13 protein-coding genes and 2 pseudogenes are annotated in these 18,787 nt (G+C 62.5%); 11 read left to right on the plus strand and 4 right to left on the minus strand.

What is annotated here, in order from left to right:
* Positions 1 to 371: 371 nt before the first annotated feature.
* The 7 genes and pseudogenes from J9870_RS23215 to J9870_RS23245 all read left to right on the plus strand — a co-directional run bounded on the left by J9870_RS23215 (position 372) and on the right by J9870_RS23245 (position 7,803).
* Positions 372 to 1,097: an RDD family protein gene (locus J9870_RS23215; RefSeq protein WP_210640453.1), complete on the plus strand. Its 726-nt coding sequence runs from the start codon at positions 372 to 374 to the stop codon at positions 1,095 to 1,097.
* Positions 1,094 to 2,068 carry a stage II sporulation protein M gene (locus J9870_RS23220; protein WP_210640456.1) on the plus strand — a complete coding sequence of 325 codons (975 nt, stop codon included), beginning with the start codon at positions 1,094 to 1,096 and terminating at the stop codon, positions 2,066 to 2,068. The genes J9870_RS23215 and J9870_RS23220 overlap by 4 nt, the downstream gene beginning before the upstream one ends.
* Positions 2,055 to 3,592, plus strand: a pseudogene (locus J9870_RS23225) (DUF4129 domain-containing protein). Before J9870_RS23220 ends, J9870_RS23225 begins: the two are co-directional and overlap by 14 nt.
* Positions 3,589 to 4,752 carry a DUF4350 domain-containing protein gene (locus J9870_RS23230; protein WP_210640458.1) on the plus strand — a complete coding sequence of 388 codons (1,164 nt, stop codon included), beginning with the start codon at positions 3,589 to 3,591 and terminating at the stop codon, positions 4,750 to 4,752. Before J9870_RS23225 ends, J9870_RS23230 begins: the two are co-directional and overlap by 4 nt.
* Positions 4,749 to 5,753 carry a MoxR family ATPase gene (locus tag J9870_RS23235; RefSeq protein WP_210640460.1) on the plus strand — a complete coding sequence of 335 codons (1,005 nt, stop codon included), beginning with the start codon at positions 4,749 to 4,751 and terminating at the stop codon, positions 5,751 to 5,753. The genes J9870_RS23230 and J9870_RS23235 overlap by 4 nt, the downstream gene beginning before the upstream one ends.
* Before the next feature lie 7 nt (positions 5,754 to 5,760).
* Positions 5,761 to 7,092 (plus strand): DUF58 domain-containing protein, encoded by a 1,332-nt coding sequence (locus J9870_RS23240; protein ID WP_210640462.1) that lies wholly within the window; start codon positions 5,761 to 5,763, stop codon positions 7,090 to 7,092.
* 343 nt (positions 7,093 to 7,435) lie between these two features.
* Positions 7,436 to 7,803: pseudogene (locus tag J9870_RS23245) on the plus strand (DUF6124 family protein).
* Between the two features lie 231 nt (positions 7,804 to 8,034).
* On the opposite strand, the gene J9870_RS23250 reads toward J9870_RS23245, so the two are convergent.
* Both J9870_RS23250 and J9870_RS23255 read right to left on the minus strand, forming a co-directional pair.
* A complete protein-coding gene (locus tag J9870_RS23250; RefSeq protein WP_210640464.1) occupies positions 8,035 to 8,394 on the minus strand; it encodes a PilZ domain-containing protein in 360 nt (119 codons plus the stop codon).
* Between the two features lie 293 nt (positions 8,395 to 8,687).
* Entirely contained in the window at positions 8,688 to 9,062 is a 375-nt protein-coding gene (locus tag J9870_RS23255; protein ID WP_210640466.1) for a tetratricopeptide repeat protein, read from the minus strand.
* Positions 9,063 to 9,403: 341 nt separating this feature from the next.
* On the opposite strand from J9870_RS23255, the gene pyk reads away from it, so the two are divergent.
* Positions 9,404 to 10,855, plus strand: a complete 1,452-nt coding sequence (gene pyk / locus J9870_RS23260; RefSeq protein ID WP_210640468.1) for a pyruvate kinase — start codon at positions 9,404 to 9,406, stop codon at positions 10,853 to 10,855.
* 219 nt (positions 10,856 to 11,074) lie between these two features.
* Here pyk and J9870_RS23265 read toward each other — a convergent pair whose 3' ends face one another.
* Both J9870_RS23265 and J9870_RS23270 read right to left on the minus strand, forming a co-directional pair.
* The gene (locus J9870_RS23265) at positions 11,075 to 12,010 is read right to left on the minus strand and encodes an iron-sulfur-binding ferredoxin reductase (RefSeq protein ID WP_210640470.1); all 936 of its coding nucleotides are present in this window, start codon (positions 12,008 to 12,010) and stop codon (positions 11,075 to 11,077) included.
* Positions 12,003 to 13,109: a GGDEF domain-containing protein gene (locus tag J9870_RS23270; RefSeq protein ID WP_210640472.1), complete on the minus strand. Its 1,107-nt coding sequence runs from the start codon at positions 13,107 to 13,109 to the stop codon at positions 12,003 to 12,005. Before J9870_RS23270 ends, J9870_RS23265 begins: the two co-directional genes overlap by 8 nt.
* Positions 13,110 to 13,569: 460 nt before the next feature.
* Here J9870_RS23270 and J9870_RS23275 point away from each other — a divergent pair, with 460 nt between their 5' ends.
* From J9870_RS23275 to J9870_RS23285, 3 genes are all read left to right on the plus strand, one after another.
* Positions 13,570 to 15,093, plus strand: coding sequence for a fumarate hydratase (locus J9870_RS23275; protein WP_210640474.1), 1,524 nt, complete (start codon positions 13,570 to 13,572; stop codon positions 15,091 to 15,093).
* A gap of 308 nt (positions 15,094 to 15,401) precedes the next feature.
* Positions 15,402 to 17,168 carry an ATP-binding protein gene (locus J9870_RS23280; RefSeq protein ID WP_210640476.1) on the plus strand — a complete coding sequence of 589 codons (1,767 nt, stop codon included), beginning with the start codon at positions 15,402 to 15,404 and terminating at the stop codon, positions 17,166 to 17,168.
* On the plus strand, positions 17,161 to 18,486 hold the full coding sequence (locus J9870_RS23285; protein ID WP_210640484.1) for a sigma-54 dependent transcriptional regulator: 1,326 nt from the start codon (positions 17,161 to 17,163) through the stop codon (positions 18,484 to 18,486). The genes J9870_RS23280 and J9870_RS23285 overlap by 8 nt, the downstream gene beginning before the upstream one ends.
* Positions 18,487 to 18,787: the final 301 nt, after the last annotated feature.

Here is an 18,787-nt window from a genome sequence, read left to right on the forward strand (position 1 = left end):
GCCCCAGGCCAGCGGTCCTGTCACTTTTGAAAAATCCAGCGTGATATCTGTGGCAGGCACTGGTTCTGTAAACATTGGGGACCCCATGTGGGAGCGAGCTTGCTCGCGATAGCGGTGGGTCAGTTTGCGTCGATGTTGAATGTGCCGCCGTCATCGCGAGCAAGCTCGCCCACAAGGGATCTGTGGTGGCTGTAGGATCTGCGGACACCTGAGCATCAGGAAGGCCGCTGGACACGACAAACCGTGTTCGCCCCCTCAATCCTGACGCGATCCATAAAATGACATACACAGTTATATCGTTTGCCCGCACGAAGGCTGCTAGCATCGAAGCGACATTGAACGTTCGAACCGGCCCATCACTCAGGTTGCCCATGCTCGAGACACCAGCACTGCAAAGGAACGCGACGCTGCCTGCGCCTCTGGACACGCGCTATCAGGTTGAAACGCCCGAAGGCATCGACCTGCCCTTGCGTCCGGCGGGCTTGATGCCCCGCTCACTGGCCTTTGCCATCGACCTGGGCATACGCGGGCTGGTCCTGGGCCTGCTCTTTCTCATCCTGGCGTTTTTCGGCGAGCTGGGCATCGGCCTGGGTTCCATCCTGCTGTTTGTTATCAGTTGGTGGTACATGGTGCTGTTCGAGGTGCTGAACCAGGGACGCTCCCCCGGCAAGCAAATAATGGGGCTGCGCGTGGTGCAGGACGACGGCCGTCCCATCGGCTGGTCTGCCTCATTGATCCGCAACCTGCTGCGCTTCGTCGACATGCTGCCTTTCGCCTATGCCTTCGGCGCAATCAGTTGCCTGCAACATCCGACCTTCAAACGCCTGGGCGATCTCGCCGCCGGCACGCTGGTGGTGTACCGCGAGCAGCCGGTCAAGCGCCCCGCCTTGCCATTGGTACAACCGATACGGCCGCCATTTGCCCTGAGCCTTAACGAACAGCGCGCGGTACTGAGCTTCGCCGAGCGACAGGCCGAACTTTCCCCAGCCCGGGTCAACGAACTGGCTGCCATCCTGGCCGCGCCTTTGAAGGTCCAGGCGCCCAACGCCGTGGTCGAACTCAATGGCATTGCCCGCGGCCTGCTGGGGCCAACATGAAGCAAAGCCAGTTCGAAAGCCGCCACCAGGGGGAATGGGAAGATTTGTCGCGCTTGCTCGACCAACTGGAACGCAGCCGCAACGTTCCCCAGAGCAGCGATTTTCCTCCTGCCTATCGACGGCTTTGCCACCATCTCGCGCTGGCCCAGGCCCGGGGCTACAGCAGTTTGCTGATCGACACCCTGCAGCAACTGGCGCTGCGGGGCCACCAGCAACTCTACCGGGATCGCAGCCGACCATCGGCCAGTCTTTCCACCTTTATCCTCTCCGGCTTTCCCCGCCTGGTCCGTGAACAATGGCGCTTTGTGCTCGCCGCCAGCCTGATGTTCCTGGGCAGCCTGGTGGGCATCGGGCTGTTGGTCTACCTGTTTCCCGACCTGGTCTACAGCTTGCTGAGCGTCGAAGAAATCAGCCAGATACGCGGCATGTACGACCCGGTCGCCGGGCACCTGGGGCGTTCGATCGAGCGTGCCTCCAGCGAAGATTGGGCCATGTTCGGCTACTACATCATGCACAACATCGGCATTGCCTTTCAGACATTTGCCAGCGGCTTGATGTTTGGCCTGGGCAGTGCGTTCTTCCTGTTCTTCAATGGCCTGACCATTGGCGCGGTGGCCGGGCATCTGACCCAGATCGGTTCGGGTGCAACGTTCTGGTCGTTCGTGATCGGCCACGGCGCCTTCGAACTCACCGCCATCGCCCTGGCCGGCGCCGCGGGCCTGCAACTGGGCTGGGCCTTGATCGCACCCGGGCGACTGACCCGCGGCGAGGCCTTGCGGCTCGCCGCGGGCAAAAGCGTGTTGATGATCGGCGGGGTGATGCTATTGCTGCTCATTGCCGCATTCATCGAGGCCTACTGGTCCTCCAGCGCCGCGACTCCCGCCACCAAATACACAGTCGGCGGGTTGTTGTGGCTGCTGGTGATCAGTTACCTGCTGTTTGCCGGACGGGTTCGCCATGCGCCTGAGTGACGCCACCGTAGTCATCCGCCCGCGTACCACCTGGGAAGCCATGGACCTCGGCGTGCTGATGAGCCAGCAACACCGAAGGTTGCTGATGACCAGTTGGGCCATCGTCACGTTGCCGGTGTATATGTTGCTGACCCTGTTGCTGTGGGATTCGCCATCCCTGGTCGTGGTGGTGTTCTGGTGGTTGAAACCGGCCTTTGACCGTCTGCCACTGTACATTCTCTCCAAGGCATTGTTTGGCGAAACCCCCACCTTGAAGCAGGCCTTGCGTCAGTGGCCGGCGCTACTCAAGCCCCAGTTGCTGGCGAGCCTGACCTGGCGACGACTAAGCTTGAGCCGCAGTTTCCTGATGCCCGTGGTGCAACTGGAAGGGCTCGCCGGGGAGGCGCGGGAGCAGCGCTTGCGGGTCCTGCTGCAACGCAATGGCGGTGCGGCGCAATGGCTGACCATCATCGGCGTGCACCTGGAGACCGCCCTGTGGTTTGGCCTGATGGCGCTGTTCTATCTGTTCGTGCCGCAACAGGTCGAACTGGAGTGGGACTGGCAGGCACTGTTCGACACCACCGAATACGGCTGGTTGTGGTTCGAACACCTGGTGAACTTCCTGTACCCCCTGGTGCTGATCGTCTGGGAACCGATCTACGTCGCCTGCGGCTTCAGCCTGTACCTGAACCGACGCACGATCCTCGAAGGCTGGGACATCGAACTGGCGTTCCGCCGTCTGCGCCAACGCCTGGGCGGTGTAGCCCCGGTACTGATGCTGCTGGCCTTGATGCTGCTACCGCTGGCCCCCCGGCGTGGGCCGATGAGGACAGCATCGGCCCCGACAGCCCGCGGCTGCTCAACCAGCCCCTCACCAGCGAAGCCGCCCGGGACAGCATCAAGACGATCCTCGATGCGCCGCCGTTCAAGAACCCGGAAACGGTCACTCGCTATCGTTTCGGCGAAGAAACCGTCGACACCAACGAAAAGGGTCAAACCCCGGGCTGGCTCAAGACACTGTTCAAATGGATGGGCAGCCAGCGCTTCGAACTCGCCGCGGCACTGATCCAGATCGTGCTCTGGGCCTGCCTGGTGGCTGCGATTGTCTGGCTGGCCTGGCGCTACCGGGAACGGCTCAAGGCCCTGGCCAATCGCCGGCCAACCCGACGCCAGCCCGTGGAACGCCCGGGACCTGCGCAGATGTTCGGCCTGGATATCCGCGAAGAAAGCCTGCCGATCGACGTGGCCGCCAGCGTCGAGCAGTTGTGGTCGAGCAACCCCCGCGAGGCCCTGGGCCTGCTGTATCGAGCCCTGCTCAGTCGCTTGCACCATGACTTCAAGGTCCCCTTGAAACCGGCCGACACCGAAGGCCAGGTGCTGCAACGCGTCGAACAGCTGCAACAGGAAAACCTGCTGGGGTTCAGCAAAAGCCTGACCCTGCACTGGCAGAACATTGCCTATGGGCATCGGGCACCACCGCCGCAGCTGCGGCAGGAGCTGTGTGACGGCTGGCGTGGGCTGTTCGGTCCGGGAGTGTCTCGATGAGCCGGCGTGCAGGGCTGCTGACCGGCGTATTGCTGACCACGCTGGTGGGTGCATTGCTGGTTTACCTATCCGTGAAGGCGGTGCCGTACCAGGAAACCGTCGACCACGGCCCCTCCCCCGAAGCCCAGGCCAATCCTTACCTGGCCGCCGAACACTTCCTGCGCCAGCAGGGTATCAACGTCGAGCACGCCAATGGCCTGAGCGTGCTGCCCACCCTGGAACCCCGTCGGCGCAGCCTGCTGTTGCTGGGTGAGCGAACCAACATGACGCCACGGGAGGCCGACCAGTTGCTGAACTGGACCCGCGCCGGTGGGCGATTGCTGTTTGTCGCCGAGGCCTTGTGGGATGACAACACCGGCAGCAGCGGCGATTTGCTGCTGGACCGCGTGCACCTGCACCAACTGCTGAGCAAGGACCTCAAGGAGCCGGCCCCCGAGCTCATCAAGGACCGTTACCCCGAGCTGACCAAGTTGTACCTGGAGGACGAGGAGGCACCGGCGTATATCGGCTTCGACACCGACTTCCACCTCGAGGACCCGCAGAACCTCGCCCAGGCCTGGGCCAACAGCGCCCGGGCGACCCACATGATGCAACTGCCCCTCGGCCAGGGCTCGGTCACGGTGATCACCGACGCCGAGCTGTGGAAGAACGAGCATATCGACCAGTACGACAACGCCTGGCTGCTCTGGTATTTGAGCGCCGACACAGACGTCACGCTGCTGTTCAACACTGACCACGACAACCTGCTGACCCTGCTACTGCGCTATTTCCCCCAGGCACTGGTGGCGCTGCTGGCGTTGATTGCCCTGTGGCTCTGGCGCTCGGCGGTGCGCCATGGCCCGCTGCAACAACCGGCCCCCAAGGCGCGGCGTCAGTTGGAGGAACACTTGCAGGCCAGCGCCGGTTTCCATCTGCGCCACAACGGCCAGCAGCAACTGTTGCAGACCTTGCAACAGGACGTGCTGCGCCGGGCCCGCCATCTTCATCCCGGCTTCGAACAACTGGTCGTCGCCGAACAATGGCAGGTGCTCGCCCGCCTGACCCGCCAGCCCACGCGAGCCATCAGCCAGGCTTTAAGCCCGCGGCCGAAACAGCGTATGTCCAGCGCTGAGTTCTGCCGCCAGGTCGCCCATTTGCAAACCCTCAGGAATGCCTTATGACTGAACAGAACGAACCTGCCGACGGCCAGACCCACGCCGTCCAACAGCGCCAGCGCGCCAGTCAGTTGGCCCAGGCCATCCGCAACGAGCTGCATAAGGCGGTGGTCGGCCAGAGCGCGGTGATCGACGATGTGCTCACGGCGCTGATCGCCGGCGGTCATGTCCTGCTCGAAGGAGTTCCCGGGTTGGGCAAGACCTTGCTGGTGCGTGCCCTGGCCCGCTGTTTCGGTGGCGAGTTCGCCCGTATCCAGTTCACCCCCGACCTGATGCCCAGCGACGTTACCGGGCACGCGGTGTACGACTTGCAGACCGAGCAGTTCAAGCTGCGCAAGGGGCCGGTGTTCACCAACCTGCTGCTGGCCGACGAGATCAACCGCGCGCCGGCAAAGACCCAGGCCGCGCTGCTCGAAGCCATGCAGGAACGTCAGGTCACCCTCGAAGGCCGCGCCCTGCCCATCACCCAACCGTTCATGGTGCTCGCCACCCAGAACCCCATCGAACAGGAAGGCACCTATCCGCTGCCGGAGGCCGAGCTCGACCGTTTCATGCTCAAGGTGCGCATGGACTACCCCGATGCTGACCAGGAATTGAACATGGTGCGTCAGGTCAGCCGCTCGACCCGTGCCGACATGCTTGACGTGCAGCCGTTGCGCACGGTGTTGCAGGCCAAGGACGTGCAAGCACTGCAACGCATCGCCAGCGATCTGCCGATGGACGAGCAGGTGCTCGACTACGCCGTGCGCCTGGCCCGCACCACCCGCAGTTGGCCGGGGCTGACCCTCGGCGCCGGGCCTCGCGCCTCGATTGCCCTGGTGCGTTGCGCCCGGGCGCGGGCGTTATTGCGCGGCGGCGAGTTCGTGGTGCCGGATGACATCAAGGGCTGCGCCCTGGCCGTGCTGCGCCATCGAGTGCGACTGGCGCCAGAGCTGGACATCGAAGGGCTGACGGTGGATCAGGTGTTGGGACAGTTGCTCGATCAAGTGCCGGCGCCGCGGTTGTGATGAGGCCATGAAACCCTCCCGCCTGCTGCTAACCTGGCTCGCCATCCTCCTGGCCCTCGGCATCGCGCTGGGCACGCTGCGGGCGTTGGGCGTTGCGCTGCCCTCGACGCTGCTGTCGATCAACTGGGGGTTGCTGCTGGCCTTGCTCGCCCTGGCGCTGCTCGACGCCGTGCGGCTCAGGCGCTTGCCTTCGCCCCGTGTGCAACGGCAGATGCCCGGTAGCCTGGCGCTGGGTCGTTGGAGTGAAGTCCGCCTGGAGATCAGCCACGACTTTGCGCAACCGCTGGACATTCAGGTCTTCGATCACGTACCCGACGGCCTGGACTTCGAAAACCTGCCCCTATCGGTCGAGCTTCAACCCGGCCAGCACAACCAGGTTGGCTACCGCCTGCGCCCGCTCAAGCGTGGTCATTTCACCTTCGAACAGTGCGAAATCAACCTGCCGAGCCCGTTAGGCCTATGGACCGACAAGCGCCTGCTGGACGCGACCGATGGGACCCGCGTCTATCCAGATTTCGCCAGGCTCTACGAAGGCCAGTTATTGGCGGTGGACAACTGGCTGAGCCAGCTCGGCATCCGCCAGCGGCAACGGCGGGGCCAGGGCCAGGAATTCCATCAACTGCGCGAATTTCGCGAAGGTGACAGCCTGCGCCAGATCGACTGGAAGGCCACCGCACGCCACCGCACGCCGATTGCCCGGGAGTACGAAGACGAGCGCGACCAGCAGATCATCTTCATGCTCGATTGCGGCCGGCGCATGCGCAGCCAGGACGGCGAGTTGTCGCATTTCGACCACGCCCTCAACGCCTGTCTGTTGCTCAGCTACACCGCCCTGCGCCAGGGCGACGCCGTGGGCCTGAGCACGTTTGCCGGCGAGCAAACCCGCTACCTCGCGCCGGTCAAAGGCACCGGCCAGCTCAACGTCTTGCTCAACACGGTGTACGACCTCGACAGCAGCCAACGCCCCGCCGACTACCAGGCGGCCGTGACCCAACTGCTGGCCCGGCAAAAACGCCGCGCGCTGGTGGTACTGGTGACCAATCTGCGGGATGAGGACGACGAGGAACTGCTGGCCGCCGTGAAACGGCTGGGCCAACACCACCGGGTACTGGTGGCCAGCCTGCGGGAAGAGGCGCTCGACCGCTTGCGCCAAGTGCCGGTGCAAACACTGCCTGAGGCCTTGGCTTACTGCGGCACGGTGGACTATGTGAATGCGCGGGCCGAACTGCATCAGCAACTGGGCGCCCATGGCATCCCGACCCTGGATGCGCGCCCCAGTGAATTGGGGGCGCAATTGGTGACGCAATATCTGGCCTGGAAAAAGGCGGGGACCGCCTAGGTCCTACAGCGAGCAAGCAGAGGTCCGGGTGACTACAGCGCCTTGCGCAACGGACTACAGATCCGCCAGAATCCGCCGGCTTGTGCGCCTTGGTCTTGCCCCGTAACTTGATTCGCGTCGCTGATATCCAGCGATCGGGTTTAGTCGCCCGGCGGTTTGACACGATGTGCACAAGCGTCATCCAGTGGGGTTCCCCTATCCCCTACTTGATGGTGGCTGTACGCAGGGCGCCCCCGGGCGCGCCGGACTTCGTGTCTCCGCCGGTCGACTAACCTGCGTCCAGCCGCCACCCTACATTCGTTTAGTCGCGAACCGGGTGGAGGCCCCATCAAGGAGACCTATCATGTTCAAGGCTACACCCAACCCACCACACACCGACCCACTATCCCCCACGAAACCCTCGACCCCGAAAAACTCGAACAGGCCGCCCAAAGGGCCCTGGACTACTACCTCAAGCCGGACAACGGCCAAGCCGACAAGAAAACCGACAAGCAACTGGACTACTTCATCGTCGCCCCCGACGCCGACCCCGAAGGCATGCTCGCCCACAGTTACGAAACCTTCTGCTCGGTGAGCACGCTGATCCTGGATTTATCCGAAGACCTCGAAGGCGCCCCGCGCAACCTGGCCCTGGCGATTCACCAGATGGGCGAGATGGGGGTGTTGTTGCTGGAGAGGCTGCTGGATAACGAGGCGAAGACTCAGCGCTGATCGGATCAGTGGGAGCACAACTGCTGCGATGGCGTGGTTGAGATCGTCATCGCGAGCAAGCTCGCTCCCACATTGGATCGCGGGTAATCACAATTCCAACGACACCGCTGATTCACCCTGTGGGAGCGAGCTTGCTCGCGATAGCGGTGGATCAGCTTGCATCAATGCTGAATGTGTCGCCGCCTTCGCGAGCAAGCTCGCTCCCACAGTTGGATTGAGTACACCCGCGGTTTAAGCCGATTCCGGCAACGGATAAAAACTGAAATATTGCTGCAACGCGCTGATCAATTGCACGTACTCCGGTGGCGCCCATTGCAGGCTGAAACCGGCATCGAAATGCATCGGCGTCACGTCTTCATGGCACCACAGGCAATTGGCCTTCAGCTTGATGTTTTGCTGCGGCCCCTCGTCGGAAGGAATTTTCAAATGCAGTTCAAAGTCTGCCCCGACCATCAAGGGCAGATGGCTGATCAGCATCAGGCCGTTTTCAGAGACGTTGCCCAGAAAGCCGATGGGCCTGTCATTGACGCCGTTAAACACACGCAGGAAACACGGCAACTGGTGCCGCTCGATTCGCCTTTTTTTGTACATGTCTTGTATCGCTTTTTGAACGACCCCGAACAGGGGTAAACGAATACTTCGGAACGAACCCAAGCCAGCCCGCTCTCCCCGATCCCGGTGCCAGACACTTGTAAAGCGCCCAGGCTGTACCTCTGCCGGTCACAGGTGCTCCTTGACATTAGAGATTTAGCTCTAATACGACTTGTACAAATATAGCTCATGGTGGAAGAGAGGCCAGTCCATGCCGACACATTTCATCAACAAAAAATATACAAGGTGGTAGTGGCCAGGAAGCGCTCCTGGCCACTACCCAGAATGCCCTGTCAGGACGCCGAGGGGCGCATCGCGGAGGCGCTGCGGGTCGGGTAATGCCCCAGGCTCTGCAAGGTTTCGAGTCGCGCGCGGGCACGGAAGGCGTATTCGCTGTTAGGGTATTGGGTGATGATGAACTGGTAGGTCTGCGCCGCATCGACGAACAGTTTCTGCCGTTCCAGGCATTGGCCGCGCAGCATCGAGACTTCCGGTTGCATATAGCGACGGGCCCGGCTGGCGCGGTCAACCTGGGACAACTCGAGCATCACTTGCTCGCAATTGCCACGGTCATAGGCCTTGTAGGCCAGGTTCATGTGATGGTTCATCGACCAACGGGTGCAGCCCGTGACACTCAGGGCCAGGGCAACAAAAAGCACGAATCGCATGGGAGGTTCTCCTGTCTTGAGCTCTGTATCGACCTGGCTGGAGAAATCTTCAGCCTGAAAATGGTGCCTTGTGGCGAGGGAATTTATCCCCGCTGGGCTGCGCAGCAGACCTCAAGCCTGCCACCTGGGTGTGTCAGGTTAATGTGCATCGGCCTTTTTGGGGCTGCTTCGCAGCCCAGCGGGAATAAATCCCCTCGCCACAGATGTGAAAGCCATAGAGGCGCAAAAATTTTCAGGAATGTTCATTTCGAAAAACAAACGAAAAAGTAGTGCATATGAACAATGACTACACCCAAAGAGCATAGTAGCCTTCGCTGGCGCTTGAACTTGAGGAGTCTTGCATGTCCGTCCGTCGCACCAAAATCGTCGCTACCCTTGGCCCGGCCAGTAATTCGCCGGAAGTTCTCGAACAGCTGATTCTGGCTGGCCTGGACGTTGCCCGCCTGAATTTCTCCCACGGCACCCCCGAAGAGCACAAGGCTCGTGCCAAGTTGGTGCGCGACCTCGCCGCCAAGCACGGCCGCTTCGTCGCCCTGCTGGGTGACCTGCAAGGCCCGAAGATCCGCATCGCCAAATTCGCCAACAAGCGCATCGAGCTGAAGATCGGTGACAAATTCACTTTCTCCACCAGCCATCCGCTGACCGAAGGCAACCAGCAAGTGGTCGGCATCGACTACCCGGACCTGGTCAAGGACTGCGGCGTGGGCGACGAGTTGCTGCTCGACGACGGCCGCGTGGTGATGCGCGTCGAGACCGCCACCGCCACCGAACTGAACTGCGTCGTGACCATCGGCGGCCCGCTGTCGGACCACAAAGGCATCAACCGTCGTGGCGGTGGCCTGACGGCGCCGGCCCTGACCGAAAAAGACAAGGCCGACATCAAGCTGGCCGCGGAAATGGAAGTCGATTACCTGGCCGTGTCTTTCCCGCGTGACGCTGCCGATATGGAATACGCCCGTCAACTGCGCGACGAAGCCGGCGGTACTGCCTGGCTGGTGGCCAAGATCGAACGCGCCGAAGCCGTGGCCGACGATGAAACCCTCGACGGCCTGATCAAGGCGTCCGACGCCGTGATGGTGGCCCGTGGCGACCTGGGCGTGGAAATCGGCGACGCCGAGCTGGTGGGCATCCAGAAGAAGATCATTCTGCATGCACGCCGCCACAATAAAGCGGTGATCGTTGCGACCCAGATGATGGAGTCGATGATCCAGAACCCGATGCCGACCCGCGCCGAAGTGTCCGACGTAGCCAACGCCGTGCTGGACTACACCGACGCCGTGATGCTCTCGGCCGAAAGCGCCGCCGGCCTCTACCCGCTCGAAGCGGTGCAAGCCATGGCGCGCATCTGCATCGGTGCGGAGAAGCATCCGACCAGCAAGACCTCCAGCCACCGCATCGGCAAGACCTTCGAGCGCTGCGACGAGAGTATCGCCCTGGCGACGATGTACACCGCCAACCACTTCCCGGGCGTGAAAGCGATCATCGCCCTGACCGAAAGTGGCTACACACCGCTGATCATGTCGCGCATCCGCTCCTCGGTGCCGATCTACGCGTTCTCCCCGCACCGCGAAACCCAGGCCCGCGCCGCCATGTTCCGTGGCGTCTACACCGTGCCATTCGACCCGGCCGCCCTGCAACCGGGCGAAGTCAGCCAGGCGGCGGTGGATGAACTGGTCAAGCGCGGCGTGGTACAAACCGGCGACTGGGTAATCCTGACCAAAGGCGACAGCTATCACACCATCGGCGGTACCAATGGGATGAAAATCCTGCACGTTGGCGACCCGATGGTCTGAGTGACCTGCTGCTCGAAAAACAAAAGCCCTGCCATGTGAATGGCGGGGCTTTTTGGTTTTTATCTTCTGATAAATGCGTTGCCTGGACTGGCCTCATCGCGAGCAGGCTCGCTCCTACAGTGGGTCTGCGGTGGTTATTCAATTTATCGACCACTGCCAAACCCTGCGGGGGCTGCAAGGTTTTCCATCATGGTTGGTCTCGCGCCTGAAAATCAGCGCTCAACCACGGGGCAGGAAAACGTCGGCCAGCAATTGATTGCGCGGCAGGCCGGCCAGGTACAGGCGCTTGGCAAACGCCTCGACCCGGTCGGGATGGCCGCAGAGCAAGGCTTGGGTTTGCCGGGAAACAAGCCGCAGTTGCGCCAACGCAAGCGGCGCCTCGGCCGCGGTCAGCAGCTCGACACTGAGGTTTTCATGCTTGGCTGCCAACGCCGCCAGCGGTTTGGCCAGGTAATGCCCGGCGGCATCATGGGCCACGTGAATCAGGCGAATCGCGCCTTGGTGACGCTGGCGCAGGGCTTCACGCAAGAGACCGAACAGCGGTGCCAGGCCGGTACCGGCAGCAAGCAGCCATAGGGGTCTGGTGTGCCAGTCGGGGTCGTAATGCAGAGCTCCGCCGCGCAGTTCGCCGAGGCGGATCGGATCGCCGCCTTTCATTTTCCGAGCCGCATCGACGAATCGGCCGGGCTCGCGGCAATCGAGGTGGAACTCCAGGAAGCGGTCTTCTTCCGGCAAGCTCGCCAGGGAATACGGCCGGGCCACGTCACCGGCCCATAGCACCAGATGCTGGCCAGCCTGGTAACGCAACGCCCGCTCAGGCGTAATCCGCAAGCGCAACACATCCGGGCCCAACCAATCCACCGCCACCACTTGGGCAGCCTGGCCGTCGCGCTGCGGGTCGAAGGTATGGATCTGCACGTCCTCGACCACCTGGCATTGGCACGCCAGCCGCCAACCTTGATCGCGCTGCGCCGGGCTCAGGGCATCGGGCCGACTGTCGCGCACATCGCCCTCCACGCATTGCACCAGGCACGCGTGGCAACTGCCGGCGCGACAACTATAGGGCACCGGCACACCGGACTGATTCAACGCATCCAGCAGATTGCTGCCTGCGGCCACCGTCCATTGCCGACCGGCGACTGTCAGTTCAGGCATCGACATTCTCCCAGGCGGCGGCACACCGATTGCGGCCGTCTCGTTTGGCTCGGTACAGGGCCTGGTCGGCCCGTTGCAAGGCATTATCCAGGTCGTCCCCCACTTCCAGCATGGTCAAACCCGCCGACAGGCTCAGGGAACCCAACTGCAGCCCGACCAGCTCGACCTCAGTAAACGCCAGGCGCAATCGCTCGCAACAGGCGGTCAAGCGCAAAGGATCGCAGGCAGGCAACAACATGACAAACTCTTCGCCACCATAACGGGCCAGCACATCACCTTCACGCAGACAGGCCGTGGCAACGCCGGCAAAGGCCTGAAGCACCTGATCGCCGGCGGCGTGGCCGTGCAGGTCGTTGATACGCTTGAAATGGTCGAGGTCGATCAAGGCCAGGCCATGGGCGATGCCAGGCCTGAGGGTGTTGAGTTCACGGGACGCCAGGCGCAGGAAATGCCGGCGGTTGAACAGGCCGGTCAATTCGTCGGTGGCCACCAGGTCTTCGAGCTGACGCATCATGCCGCGCAAGGTGTCCTGGTGCGCCTGCAAGGCAAATCGTCGCTGACGCATGCGTTGGCGCGAGGTCTGGACGTAGCGGGCGTAGAACACCAGCCACACCAGAACGATAAACAGCACGCACACCTGCAAACCGGCCAACGTGGGGTCAGACAGCCGAAAGAAGTAGCCGTCCCACAGGGTAATGCCGGTGAAGCTGATGAACACCAACATCGCGCAGCGCACAAAAGCCCGGCGCGACAGATGGAACAGCCCGAACAGCAGGATCAGCACATAGAACACCAGAAACACACCCCGTGCCTGGTCCAGGTGCGCCATCATCCAGGTCTGCCAGCCCAGGCCGATCAATACCTGTATTTCAGTGAGACTGGGGTCGGCGAAGCGCAGGTTGCGGTCGGTGATAAACAGCGCGAACAGCCCTGCCTGGCACAGCACCACCAACACGCTGCCGATGATCACATCGCGCAACGAATCGAGGTAATGACCACTGAAAAATGCCAGCCACAACAACACCAGTGCCAGCGCGTAAGTCGCGGCCGCCAAAGCGAAGCGTTTCAGCAAAAGACGTTGGATGGCGTTATGGGTCAATCGTTGACTCACCATGGGAAAGGAAACTGACAGGAGGCGTCCTACGCTACAGGCCAGACGCCACTTTAGTGGCGTGTAGGGCAAATGACCATTCAATTCTGGAGCAGAAAAATGGCGTCAAAGCAATGGCCCAAAATGACGCAGTTGTCTGATGTCTGTGGTGAACGCTTACCTGTGGCGAGGGGGTACATGTGGGAGCAAGGCTTGCCCGCGAAACAGGCGCCGCGATACCTCAAAGACCGCATCGCCTTCATCGCGGGCAAGCCCTGTTCCCACACAAATCCCTTCGCCATCCAGACAGCTCGCTCCCACAGGGTGCCCGCCTGCGATATACTGCCGCGCCTTTTTAGCGTCGCGCCAGCATGCCCGGCGTGCCTTAAAAGGTGCCGCCCGTCGACCGATGCACCCAAACGGCCGGCACCTTATTGAATGTTCCCGTCTTTAGAGAGGAGCGCGACTCATGACCGTGATCAAGCAAGATGACCTGATTCAGAGCGTTGCCGACGCCTTGCAGTTCATTTCCTACTACCACCCCGTGGATTTCATCCAGGCGATGCACGAGGCCTACCTGCGCGAAGAATCGCCGGCGGCTCGCGACTCCATGGCGCAGATCCTGATCAACTCGCGCATGTGCGCCACCGGCCACCGGCCGATCTGCCAGGACACCGGCATCGTGACCGTGTTCGTGCGCGTGGGCATGGACGTGCGTTGGGATGGCGCGACCATGAGCCTGGACGACATGATCAACGAGGGCGTGCGCCGCGCCTACAACCTGCCGGAAAACGTCCTGCGCGCATCCATCCTCGCCGACCCGGCGGGCGCGCGTAAAAACACCAAGGACAACACCCCGGCGGTCATCCACTACTCCATCGTCCCGGGTAACACCGTGGAAGTGGACGTGGCGGCCAAGGGCGGCGGTTCCGAGAACAAATCGAAGATGGCCATGCTCAACCCGTCCGACTCCATCGTTGACTGGGTGCTGAAAACCGTTCCGACCATGGGCGCCGGCTGGTGCCCACCGGGCATGCTGGGTATCGGCATCGGTGGTACCGCCGAGAAAGCCGCGGTGATGGCCAAGGAAGTGTTGATGGAGTCCATCGACATCCACGAGCTCAAGGCTCGCGGCCCGCAGAACCGTATCGAAGAGATGCGCCTGGAACTGTTCGAGAAGGTCAACCAACTGGGCATCGGCGCCCAGGGCCTGGGTGGCCTGACCACCGTGCTTGACGTGAAGATCATGGACTACCCGACCCACGCCGCCTCCCTGCCGGTGTGCATGATCCCCAACTGCGCCGCCACCCGTCACGCCCACTTCGTACTGGACGGCACCGGCCCGGCATCGCTGGAAGCGCCACCCTTGGACGCCTACCCGGAAATCGTCTGGGAAGCCGGCCCGTCGGCTCGTCGTGTCAACCTCGACACCCTGACCCCGGAAGAAGTGCAGAGCTGGAAACCGGGTGAAACCGTGCTGCTCAACGGCAAGATGCTCACCGGTCGCGACGCGGCGCACAAGCGTATGGTCGAGATGCTGAACAAGGGCGAAACCTTACCGGTGGACCTCAAGGGCCGCTTCATCTATTACGTCGGCCCAGTCGACCCGGTGGGTGACGAAGTCGTCGGCCCGGCCGGCCCGACCACAGCCACGCGGATGGACAAGTTCACTCGCCAGATCCTCGAGCAAACCGGTCTGTTGGGCATGATCGGCAAATCCGAGCGCGGCCCGACCGCCATCGAAGCGATCAAGGACAACAAGGCTGTCTACCTGATGGCCGTTGGCGGTGCCGCTTACCTGGTGGCCCAGGCCATCAAGAAATCCAAGGTATTGGCCTTCGCCGAACTGGGGATGGAAGCGATCTACGAGTTCGAGGTCAAGGACATGCCGGTGACCGTCGCGGTCGATAGCAAAGGCGAGTCGGTGCACATCACCGGTCCAGCCATCTGGCAGAAGAAGATCAGTGAAAGCCTGGCGGTAGAAGTGCAGTAACACGCACTTTGCCGCTATGAAAAAGGCCGGTGGGCGACAAGCTCACCGGCCTTTTTTTGTGCTCACAACATTTGATGTCCACCACAGATCCCTGTGGGAGCGGGCTTGCTCACAAAAATTGCTGATCACCACAGATCCCCTGTGGGAGCGAGCTTGCTCACAAAAATTGCTGATCACCACAGATCCCCTGTGGGAGCGAGCTTGCTCGCGATAGCGGCGGGTCAGCTTGCATCCATGTTGGATGGGCAGCCGTCTTCGCGAGCGCCATGCTATCGTGCCCGCCCGACTTTCCACTGGTTTACGCCAGCATGCTGCCGACTACCCGTACCTTGCGTCTGTCGTTGTACACCTTGCTGATCCTTGCCGGCGCGGCGGTTGCCGCCACCCTGGCAGTGCGTCACGCCGAACGCCAGGCCCTGGAGGAAGACGCCAGCCGGGCGAACCAGCAGTTGGCGTTGTATGCCAATTCGTTGCACACCCTGATCGAACGCTACCGCGCCCTGCCCGCCGTGCTGGCGCTGGACCCGCAGTTGCGCTCAGCCCTCACGGGCCCGGTCAGTGCGGCGCAGCAGGACGCCTTGAACCGCAAACTGGAACAGATCAACGGTGCCGCGCAATCCTCGACATTGGAACTGCTCGACCACACCGGCCTGGCCGTCGCAGCCAGCAACTGGCGCCTGCCCAGCAGCTATGTGGGGCACAACTATGGCTTTCGCCCCTATTTCCTCCAGACCCGCACCCAAGGTACCGGGAGGTTTTATGCGGTGGGCGTGACCAGCGGCATCCCCGGGTATTTCCTCTCCAGCGCGGTGACCGGCGATAACGGCGAGTTCCTCGGCGCGATGGTGGTGAAGCTCGAGTTTCCGGAGCTTGAGCGCGAATGGCGCCAGGGCAGTGACACCCTGTTGGTCAGCGATGCCCGGAGCATCGTCTTCATCGCCAATCGCCCGGGATGGCGTTATCGGCACCTGCAGCCGCTGACCGACAGCGACCGCGCTGAACTCAAGGCCACCCGCCAATACGACAAGCAGCCGTTGCAGCCGCTGGCCTTTGAGCCCTTGCGGCACTTTGGCGACAACAGCCGTCTGGCCCGGGTCGAAGCCCCCGATGGCCCGGCTGACTATCTGTGGGAATCCCTGCCGCTGAGTGCCGAAGGCTGGACACTGCACTTGCTGCGTCGCCCGCAAATCGCCTTCGAAGACCGCCGCAATGCCGGTTTGGCAGCCGCTGGGTTGTGGCTGGCGCTGGTGTTCCTGCTGCTGTTCCTCAACCAGCGCTGGCGCCTGGCCAAACTGCGACAGCGCAGCCGCGAAGAACTCGAACGCTTGGTAGAGGAACGCACTCGGGATCTGCGCACGGCCCAGGACGGCTTGGTGCAATCGGCCAAGCTGGCAGCGCTGGGACAAATGTCGGCAGCCCTGGCCCATGAAATCAACCAGCCGCTGACCGCCCAGCGCATGCAACTGGCAACCCTGCGCCTGCTGTTGGATCACGGACGGGTCGACGATGCCTACAAGGCCCTCAAGCCGGTGGATGACATGCTGACCCGCATGGCAGCCCTTACCGGCCACCTGAAAACGTTCGCCCGCAAAAGCCCCAGCGGCCTGCGCGAACGCCTGGACCTGGCGGCGGTGGTGGATCAGGCGCTGCAACTACTGGACACACGCCTGCGCGACGAACAGGTCAGCACCGTGTTGCACCTGACTCGCCCGGCGTGGGTGCGCGGCGATGCGATCCGCCTCGAGCAGGTATTGATCAACCTGCTGCGCAACGCCCTCGACGCCATGGCCGGCCAACCTATCAAGCGCCTGGAAGTGCGCCTGGAGGCCGATGACCAATTGTGGCGCCTGAGCGTCAATGACAGCGGCACCGGCATCGCCGAGGAACACCTGGCCCAGGTGTTCGATCCGTTTTTCACTACCAAGGCCGTGGGTGATGGCCTGGGCTTGGGCCTGGCGGTTTCGTTTGCGATCATTCACGAGTCCGGTGGGCGGCTGACGGCGGACAACCATGAGCACGGCGCAGTGTTCTGCGTGACCTTGCCCATCGATCAGGAGGCGCAGTTACATGCTTGATTCAGTCATGGTCGTGGATGACGAAGGCAGCATTCGCAGTGCCGTCGAGCAATGGTTGAGCCTGTCGGGGTTCCAGGTGCAGCTGTTCAGCCGCGCCGACGAATGCCTGGCAAAGTTGCCGGAACATTTTCCTGGGGTGATCCTCAGCGATGTGCGCATGCCCGGGCTCAGCGGCCTCGACCTGCTGGCCGAAGTGCGGCGGCGCGATCCGGACCTGCCGGTGATTTTGCTGACCGGCCATGGCGATGTACCGATGGCCGTGGAGGCCATGCGCGACGGCGCCTACGATTTCCTGGAAAAACCCTTCAGCCCCGAAGCCTTGCTCGGCAGCCTGCGCCGGGCCCTGGACAAGCGCACGCTGGTGCTGGAGAACCGTCGCTTGCATGAACAGGCCGATGCCAGGGCCCGCCTCGACGGGACGCTGCTGGGGGTTTCCCGAGCGCTGCAGAACCTGCGACGCCAAGTACTGGACCTGGCGACACTGCCGGTCAATGTGTTGATCCGTGGCGAAACCGGCAGCGGCAAGGAGCTGGTCGCCCGTTGCCTGCACGACTTCGGCCCGAGGGCGAGCAAACCCTTCGTCGCGTTGAATTGCGCGGCCATTCCCGAAGCGCTGTTCGAGGCGGAGCTGTTTGGCCACGAAAGCGGCGCCTTCACTGGCGCCCAAGGCAAGCGCATCGGCAAGCTCGAATACGCCGACGGCGGCACGCTGTTTCTCGATGAAATCGAGAGCATGCCCCTGGCGCAACAGGTCAAGCTGCTACGGGTGTTGCAGGAACAGAAACTCGAACGCCTGGGTTCGAACCAGAGCATCCCCGTGGACCTGCGCATCATCGCCGCCACCAAGCCCGACCTGCTGGACGAAGCCCGGGCCGGACGGTTCCGCGAAGACCTGGCCTATCGCCTGAACGTCGCCGAGCTACGCCTGCCGCCGCTGCGTGAACGCCGCGAGGACATTCCCCTGCTGTTCGAACACTTCACCCACAGCGCCGCCGAACGCCTGGGCCGCGCCGCCGCACCTCTGAGTGGCCCGCAGCTGAGCCACCTGCTCAGCCACGACTGGCCGGGCAACGTGCGCGAACTGGCCAACGTCGCCGAGCGTCAGGTATTGGGGCTCGATCAACCGCACGCCTTGGAGACCGAGCCCGGCCAGTCCCTCGCCGCCCAACAGGAGGCCTTCGAAGCCCAATGCCTGCGCGCCGCCCTGACGCGGCACAAAGGTGATGTGAAAGCGGTGCTCGAAGAGCTGCAACTGCCACGCCGCACCTTCAATGAAAAGATGCAGCGGCATGGGTTGAGTCGGGAGATGTTTTTGTAGAGCCGCTGAATTTTCTGTGCCTGGACTGACGCCATCGCGAGCAAGCTCGCTCCCACAGGGGTTATGCGTGCAGGTCAAAACATGTGGGAGCGAGCTTGCTCGCGATGAGGCCTGCACAGACGACAAACCTCCCCCTGCATAAGCGGATTCCCGCCCACACCCCAGCCATAATGAGCGGATTTCCGCTCACCCAGCGCCGCAAACCCCTCTAGCCCGGCCCTCCAGCCGCTGGCACAGCTCCTGCTATAGCCCTGTCAGGCTGCGTTCCCACGCGCTCCACAAAAACAATTAAACGAAGGAT

It is taken from the genome of Pseudomonas sp. Tri1 (assembly GCF_017968885.1).
Classification (GTDB): domain Bacteria; phylum Pseudomonadota; class Gammaproteobacteria; order Pseudomonadales; family Pseudomonadaceae; genus Aquipseudomonas.

Coding starts and splice junctions, on each gene's coding strand:
- J9870_RS23215 (WP_210640453.1), top strand. CDS start 372: ATGCTCGAGACACCAGCACTGCAAAGGAACGCGACGCTGCCTGCGCCT.
- J9870_RS23220 (WP_210640456.1), top strand. CDS start 1,094: ATGAAGCAAAGCCAGTTCGAAAGCCGCCACCAGGGGGAATGGGAAGAT.
- J9870_RS23230 (WP_210640458.1), top strand. CDS start 3,589: ATGAGCCGGCGTGCAGGGCTGCTGACCGGCGTATTGCTGACCACGCTG.
- J9870_RS23235 (WP_210640460.1), top strand. CDS start 4,749: ATGACTGAACAGAACGAACCTGCCGACGGCCAGACCCACGCCGTCCAA.
- J9870_RS23240 (WP_210640462.1), top strand. CDS start 5,761: ATGAAACCCTCCCGCCTGCTGCTAACCTGGCTCGCCATCCTCCTGGCC.
- J9870_RS23250 (WP_210640464.1), bottom strand. CDS start 8,394: ATGTACAAAAAAAGGCGAATCGAGCGGCACCAGTTGCCGTGTTTCCTG.
- J9870_RS23255 (WP_210640466.1), bottom strand. CDS start 9,062: ATGCGATTCGTGCTTTTTGTTGCCCTGGCCCTGAGTGTCACGGGCTGC.
- pyk (WP_210640468.1), top strand. CDS start 9,404: ATGTCCGTCCGTCGCACCAAAATCGTCGCTACCCTTGGCCCGGCCAGT.
- J9870_RS23265 (WP_210640470.1), bottom strand. CDS start 12,010: ATGCCTGAACTGACAGTCGCCGGTCGGCAATGGACGGTGGCCGCAGGC.
- J9870_RS23275 (WP_210640474.1), top strand. CDS start 13,570: ATGACCGTGATCAAGCAAGATGACCTGATTCAGAGCGTTGCCGACGCC.
- J9870_RS23280 (WP_210640476.1), top strand. CDS start 15,402: ATGCTGCCGACTACCCGTACCTTGCGTCTGTCGTTGTACACCTTGCTG.
- J9870_RS23285 (WP_210640484.1), top strand. CDS start 17,161: ATGCTTGATTCAGTCATGGTCGTGGATGACGAAGGCAGCATTCGCAGT.